Annotated in this window: 5 protein-coding genes; 2 read left to right on the forward strand and 3 right to left on the reverse strand. The window is 67.3% G+C overall.

Annotated elements, in window-relative coordinates; all coding sequences use genetic code 11:
- Window positions 1-62 precede the first annotated feature (62 nt).
- From AB0B48_RS31275 to mmsA, 3 genes are read right to left on the reverse strand one after another with little or no spacing between them, the layout of a single operon-like run.
- The gene (locus AB0B48_RS31275) at window positions 63-1166 is read right to left on the reverse strand and encodes a sugar-binding protein (protein WP_357207869.1); all 1104 of its coding nucleotides are present in this window, start codon (window positions 1164-1166) and stop codon (window positions 63-65) included.
- Window positions 1167-1218: 52 nt separating this feature from the next.
- Window positions 1219-2517 carry a multiple monosaccharide ABC transporter permease gene (gene mmsB / locus AB0B48_RS31280; RefSeq protein WP_357207871.1) on the reverse strand — a complete coding sequence of 433 codons (1299 nt, stop codon included), beginning with the start codon at window positions 2515-2517 and terminating at the stop codon, window positions 1219-1221.
- On the reverse strand, window positions 2514-4061 hold the full coding sequence (gene mmsA / locus AB0B48_RS31285; protein WP_357207873.1) for a multiple monosaccharide ABC transporter ATP-binding protein: 1548 nt from the start codon (window positions 4059-4061) through the stop codon (window positions 2514-2516). Before mmsA ends, mmsB begins: the two co-directional genes overlap by 4 nt.
- Before the next feature lie 718 nt (window positions 4062-4779).
- Between mmsA and AB0B48_RS31290 the strand changes: the two genes are divergently transcribed.
- A complete protein-coding gene (locus AB0B48_RS31290) occupies window positions 4780-5364 on the forward strand; it encodes a TetR/AcrR family transcriptional regulator (RefSeq protein WP_355006849.1) in 585 nt (194 codons plus the stop codon).
- The gene (locus tag AB0B48_RS31295; protein ID WP_357207877.1) at window positions 5361-6194 is read left to right on the forward strand and encodes an alpha/beta fold hydrolase; all 834 of its coding nucleotides are present in this window, start codon (window positions 5361-5363) and stop codon (window positions 6192-6194) included. Before AB0B48_RS31290 ends, AB0B48_RS31295 begins: the two co-directional genes overlap by 4 nt.
- Window positions 6195-6319 lie beyond the last annotated feature (125 nt).

A 6319-nucleotide genomic window follows, 5' to 3' on the forward strand; every position in this document is an offset into this window, starting at 1 on the left:
GACGATGGGTCCCGGTAGAGGAGACCCGGGACCCATCGGCGTTGCTACCTACCGTGCGGTGATTACTTGGTGAGCGGCGCGAGCTTCGGGTCGTTGGCGTACGCCTCAGCCGCGTTCGCCTTGGTGACGGCGACCGGCGGGAGCAGGTACGTGTCGACGACCTTGCTGCCGTTGTTGTAGGACTTGGTGTCGTTCACCTGCGGCTGGTCGCCGGCCTGGAGAGCCTTGACCATGTTGATGGTCTCCTTCACCAGGTTGCGGGTGTCCTTGTTGATCGTCATGTACTGCTCGCCCTTGACGATCGACTTGACCGACTCGACCTCGGAGTCCTGGCCGGTGACGACCGGGGTCGGCTTGCCAGCACCCTTGACCGAGGTCAGGATGGCGCGGGCCAGCGTGTCGTTCGGGGAGAGGACGCCGTCCAGCTCCTTGTTGCCGTAGGTCGAGGTCAGCAGCTGGTCCATGCGGGCCTGCGCACCCTCGGCCTTCCAGCCCTGGATGGCGGTCTGCTTGACGTCCTTCTGACCCGAGGCGACGACGACGTTGCCCTTGTCGATCTCCGGCTTGAGCACGTCCATCGCGCCGTTGAAGAAGACACCGGCGTTGTTGTCGTCCGGCGAGCCGGAGAACAGCTCGATGTTGTACGGGCCGTTCGGCTTCTTGGCCTTCATGCCGTCCAGCAGGGCCTGGCCCTGGAGCTGGCCGACCTTGAAGTTGTCGAAGGCGACGTAGTAGTCGAGGTCCGGGGTGTTCGTGATGAGCCGGTCGTAGGCGATGACCTTCACACCGGCCGTGTGGGCCGCCGCGACCTGGGTCGACAGCTGCGCGGCGTCGGTCGCGCCGATGACGATGACCTTGGCGCCCTTGGTGACCATGGCGGTGATCTGAGCCTGCTGGTCGGCGACAGTGGTCGACGCGCCGGCGTACTGCACGTCACCCTGGAAGCCGGCCTCCTTGAGACCGTTGCTGAACAGGTCACCGGCGAGGACCCAGTTCTCCGAGGTCTTGGCCGGCAGGGCCACGCCGATCAGCGAGTTCGCCGGGAAGCCCTTGGCGGCCTCGCCGCCGGAGCCGCTGTCGCCGTCGCGGCCGGAACCGCAGCCGGCGAGGGCCAGCATCGCGGCGGCGCTGATGGCCACCACCGAAGTGCCGAAGAATTTACGCATGGTGAGGACTTGCCTTTCTAGATGGTGAGGCGGGTAGAGAGGTCGGTGGCCGTCAGCCGGACACCGCTGCCTTGGCGGGCTCGCGCTCCGCGTCCGGCGGTGAGGCGGGTGGGGCGGAGTCCTCGCGGCGGAACGGCCGCATCAGGCTCCCGATGATGGAGAAGCGCCCCTGGCTCTTGTTGTAGACGTCGATCGCGACGGCCAGCAGCAGGACCAGACCCTTGATGATCTGGACGCGGTCGGTGCCGACACCCATGAGCTGGAGGCCGTTGTTGAGCACGGCCATGACGAGACCACCGACGATGGAGCCGCTGATGGTGCCGATACCGCCGGCGACGGCCGCGCCACCGATGAAGACGGCGGCGATGGCGTCCAGTTCCCAGCCGTTGCCGTCCTGCGGTCCGGAGGCCGCCGAACGGGCCACGAAGATCATGCCGGCCAGGGCAGCCAGGACGGACATGTTCATCATGACGAAGAAGTTGACCCGCTTGAGCTTCACACCGGACAGCTCGGCCGCCCGGGAGTTGCCGCCCACCGCGTAGATGTGCCGGCCACCGGCCGTGTTGCGGGTGTAGAAGGAGTACGCGATGACCAGGACCAGCAGGATGATGCCGGAGATCGGGAAGCTGGTGCCGACGCGACCGCTGGCGAAGCGCAGCGCCGCGAAGGCGATCACGCCGACCATGATGGCCATCCGCAGGATGGAGATCCACATGGGTGCCGGGTCGGCGTCCATCGCCCGTCGGGTCTTGCGGGCCTGGATCTCCCGCCACACCACCGCCAATGCCGCGGCCAGGCCGAGGAGCAGCGTGGCGTTGTTGTAGCCGGTGTTCGGGCCGAACTCGGGCAGGAAGCCGGAGCCGATCTCCCGGAAGCCCTCCGGCACCGGGACGGTGCTGGCGTTACCGATGAACTGGTTGCCGCCCCGGAAGAGCAGCATGCCGGCCAGGGTGACGATGAACGCCGGCACCCCGATGTAGGCCACCCAGAAGCCCTGCCAGGCGCCGATCGCCGCGCCGATGGCGAGGCCGAACACGATGGCAGCGGGCCAGGGAAGGTCCCACTCGGTCATCGACTTGGCGACCAGGATGCCGGCGAAGGCCGCGACGGAGCCGACCGAGAGGTCGATGTGCCCGGCCACGATCACCATGAGCATGCCGATGGCCAGAATCAGAATGTACGAGTTCTGCTGGAACAGCGCGATCAGGTTGTCCGACCGCAGGGTGAGGCCGTCCGTCAGGATCTGGAACAGGACGACGATCGCCACCAGGGTGAAGATCATTCCGAACTGGCGAGCGTTGGAGGTGGTGCCTCCGAACAGGTTCTTCTGAAGGTCCTTCAATCGGCTCATCGTGTGGCCATCTTCTTCGTAGAGGTCATCTGCTTCATGAGGGTTTCCGGGGTGGCGTCGGCCCGGGCGATCTCGCCCGTGATGGCGCCTTCGAACACGGTGTAGATGCGGTCGCACAGCCCGATCAGCTCAGGCAGCTCCGAGGAGATGACGATGACGCCCTTCCCCTGGTCGGCGAGCCGCTGGATGATGCCGTAGATCTCGTACTTGGCGCCCACGTCGATGCCGCGCGTCGGCTCGTCGAGGATCAGCAGGTCCGGGTCGGTGAACATCCACTTGGCCAGGACGACCTTCTGCTGGTTGCCGCCCGAGAGCTTGGAGACGCTCTCGTCGACCGTCGGGGCCTTGGTCCGCAACTCCTTGCGGTACGACTCAGCCGCCTGGTATTCCTCGACCTCGTTCAGGACGCCGTGGTGCGTGATCTTGGACAGCTTGGCGGCCACCGTCGACGTCTTGATGTCGTCGAGCAGGTTGAGGCCGATCGCCTTGCGGTCCTCGCTGACGTAGGCGAGACCGTTGTCGATGGCATCCGCCACCGACTTCAGCACGATCTCCTTGCCGTCCTTGATGATCGTGCCCGACTCGAACACCCCGTAGGAGCGGCCGAAGACACTCATCGCGAGTTCCGTGCGGCCCGCGCCCATGAGACCGGCGAAGCCGACGATCTCGCCGCGGCGCACCACGAAGCTCTCGTTCTTGCAGACCTGCCGCTCGGCGGAGATCGGGTGCCGGACGTTCCAGTCGCGGACCTCGAAGAAGACGTCGCCGATCTTCGGGGTGTGGTCCGGGAACCGGCTGCTCAGCTCCCGGCCGACCATGCCCCGCACGATCCGGTCCTCGTCGACCCCGTCCGCCTTGACGTCGAGGGTCTCCACGGTCCGGCCGTCGCGCAGGATGGTGATCTGGTCGGCGATCGCCTCGATCTCGTTCAGCTTGTGCGAAATCATGATCGAGGTGATGCCGCGGGAGCGGAACCCGCGCAGCAGGTCCAGCAGGTGCTTGGAGTCGGCCTCGTTGAGCGCCGCAGTGGGCTCGTCGAGGATGAGCAGCTTCACGTCCTTGGCGAACGCCTTGGCGATCTCGACGAGCTGCTGCTTGCCGACCCCGATGTCCTTGATCAGGGTGTCCGGGTCCTCTTCCAGACCGACCCGGGCCATCAGGTCCAGCGCCATCCGGTTCGCGGCCTTCCAGTCGATCGCGCCCCGCTTGCGCGGTTCGTTGCCGAGGAAGATGTTCTCGGCGATCGACATCCCTGGAATGAGCGCGAGCTCCTGGTGGATGATCACGATGCCGGCGTTCTCACTGGCCCGGATGTCGGAGAACTTGCTCTCCGACCCCTGGTAGATGATCTTGCCGTCGTAGGTGCCGTGTGGGTACACCCCGCTGAGGACCTTCATCAGGGTGGACTTGCCCGCACCGTTCTCGCCGCAGATGGCATGGATCTCGCCGGCGCGAACCACCAGGTTGACGTCGGAGAGGGCCTTGACTCCGGGGAACTCCTTGGTGATGGAGCGCATCTCAAGGAGGGTGGGCACGTTGCTCATTGCTCGTACCACCTCGCCAACGTCATCGGTTGCCTCCGGAAGGTTGAACCTTCACTTGGTTTTGTTGTTGACGGCAACGTATTGCGGCCGGAGGGCCATCCGCAAGGCGAGGGACTGTTGAAAAAGTAACAATCCGGCAATATAGACGTAGCAGAGTATTCGCCTGTCACTGCTACCTCAGGAGCCCCTTCGGGCACCTTGGCCTGCCGGTGGCAACGTTGTCAAATGTAGCGCGACGGCGCGATCAGCTCGGATCATCCTCGACAGGCCCGCCACCAGGCACGATCCACTACCGGCCGAGCGCGGGCGGCGGGTGGGCGGCCTCGTCGTCATCGAGTGATCGTGATCCGACCAGGACGCCGACGTCGCACCCACGACGCGACGACGACCGATGGCCGACGGTGTGACCCACGCCTCGGTCCTGAGGCCCGATCGACGGTGATCGTCTCGTCAGGTGCGCGACCAGGAGGGGGACGTGCGACTTAACGTCCCTTAAGAGCGGATCGTACCCAGTTCGTACTGTCTCCGTCTCCACGGCGGAGACGCCGAGGGCGCCGCTCGCTTCACGAATGAGTTGGACCGGGAGTGCAGGGCTCGGCGAGCGGTGGAAGGGCCGGTCTTCCCCCGACTGGGCAGTTCATGCCTGCCCGACCCAGCAGCCGACCGCGGTGCTATCTTAGGGACCCTAAGCTATTTCCTAGTGAAGCAAAGGTCCGGTATGCCACGGCAGGGTCTGACCAACGCGCGCGTCTCAGCCGCCGCTGCCGAGCTGGCGGATTCGGTCGGCCTGTCCCGGTTGACCGTCGCCGCCGTCGCCCGGCACTTCGGGGTCTCGGACGCGGCCCTGTACGTGCACGTCCGCAGCCGGGACGCATTGATCGAGCACGTCGCGGTCCGGGCGGCGGCCACCTTCGCCGACGCGCTGGCGATCGCGGTGGCGGGGCGGGCCGGCCGCCAGGCCCTGGTCGGATTCGCCGACGCCTGGCGCGCGTTCGCCGTCACCCATCCGGGGCAGTACGCGGCGACCCAGCTCCAACTGCCGCCCGAGGTCGGCACCCGGTCGGCCGGGCACCTACGCCTGATCGAGCTGAGTTACGCGATGCTGCGCGGGTACGGGCTCGACGAGCCGGCCCTGACCGACGCCATCCGATTCGTCCGCAGCACCTTCCACGGCTTCGTGAGCCTCGAAACGGTCGACGGTTTCGGGCATCCCCGCGCTGTCGACGCGTCGTGGCAGTCGATCCTCGACGCGGTGCACACCACGTTGAGCAACTGGCCGACCCAGAAACAGGAGCAGCAGTGAGCAGCCACGATCAGTCGGTCGAGTCGGCCGACGGAACCCACCTGGTGGTACGACGACTGGGCGTCGGAGACCCCGTCGTCCTGGTGCACGGCTCGGGTGGCGGGCTGCACTCCTGGGCCACCGTCGCGGAGCACCTGACCCAGGACCACGAGGTGTGGCTGCCGGCCCGGCGCGGATACGGTCCCAGCGACGTCCCGGCCGGCACCAAGTCCTTCCCGGACGAGACCGCCGACCTGCTCGCCGTCATCGAGACCGCCCGGCGATCCTCGGGCCGACCGGTCCATCTCGTCGGCGCGTCCTACGGAGCGACCCTGGCGTTGCACACCACCTTGGTCGATCCGCGCGACGTACGCTCCCTGGCGATCTTCGAGCCGCCGCTCTTCGCGGCCGGAGCGCAGGTCGCGCCGCTGCTCGACCGGTACCGTGCCGCCTTCGAGCGCGACGACGCCACCGCGATGGCAGCGGCCCTGAACGAGGTGACGCGGGTTCCGGCCGAGATCGTCGCCGCGATGGCCGCTGGCGCGGGAGATCGGGTGCCCGACCCGGTCGAGGCGCGCCGCTCGGCGGTCGGCTGGCTGCACGATCTGGAGGCGCTCGCGCAGGACAGCACCGACATCACCCGGTGGTCCTCGATCGCCGTGCCGACTCTCCTGCTGGCCGGCGCGGACACCTGGGAGCCGATGCCCACCACGATGAACGCCCTCGCGCGGGCGATTCCAGCGGCCCGTTACGTCGTCTGGCCAGGTCAGTCGCACTTCGCGACCATGACGGCACCCACCCTGGTCGCCGACGCGCTGCGGCAGTTCTTCGCCGCGGTACCCGCCGCCTAGCCAAGCCGGCCGCCGTCGGGCAGCGACGGCCCCCGCCGGGGGGATCCAGCCCCCCACCAACGCGGGGAGGCCAGCTAGGTTGGGCGGGATCAGGGAGCGGAGTTCGGCCCGCCCGCGACCGGCCT

It is taken from the genome of Micromonospora sp. NPDC049089, assembly GCF_040648775.1.
Lineage (GTDB): Bacteria > Actinomycetota > Actinomycetes > Mycobacteriales > Micromonosporaceae > Micromonospora.

Excerpts from the sequence above, each read along its gene's own strand:
- mmsB (WP_357207871.1), bottom strand. The coding sequence starts at position 2,517 with ATGAGCCGATTGAAGGACCTTCAGAAGAACCTGTTCGGAGGCACCACC.
- AB0B48_RS31275 (WP_357207869.1), bottom strand. The coding sequence starts at position 1,166 with ATGCGTAAATTCTTCGGCACTTCGGTGGTGGCCATCAGCGCCGCCGCG.
- AB0B48_RS31290 (WP_355006849.1), top strand. The coding sequence starts at position 4,780 with ATGCCACGGCAGGGTCTGACCAACGCGCGCGTCTCAGCCGCCGCTGCC.
- mmsA (WP_357207873.1), bottom strand. The coding sequence starts at position 4,061 with ATGAGCAACGTGCCCACCCTCCTTGAGATGCGCTCCATCACCAAGGAG.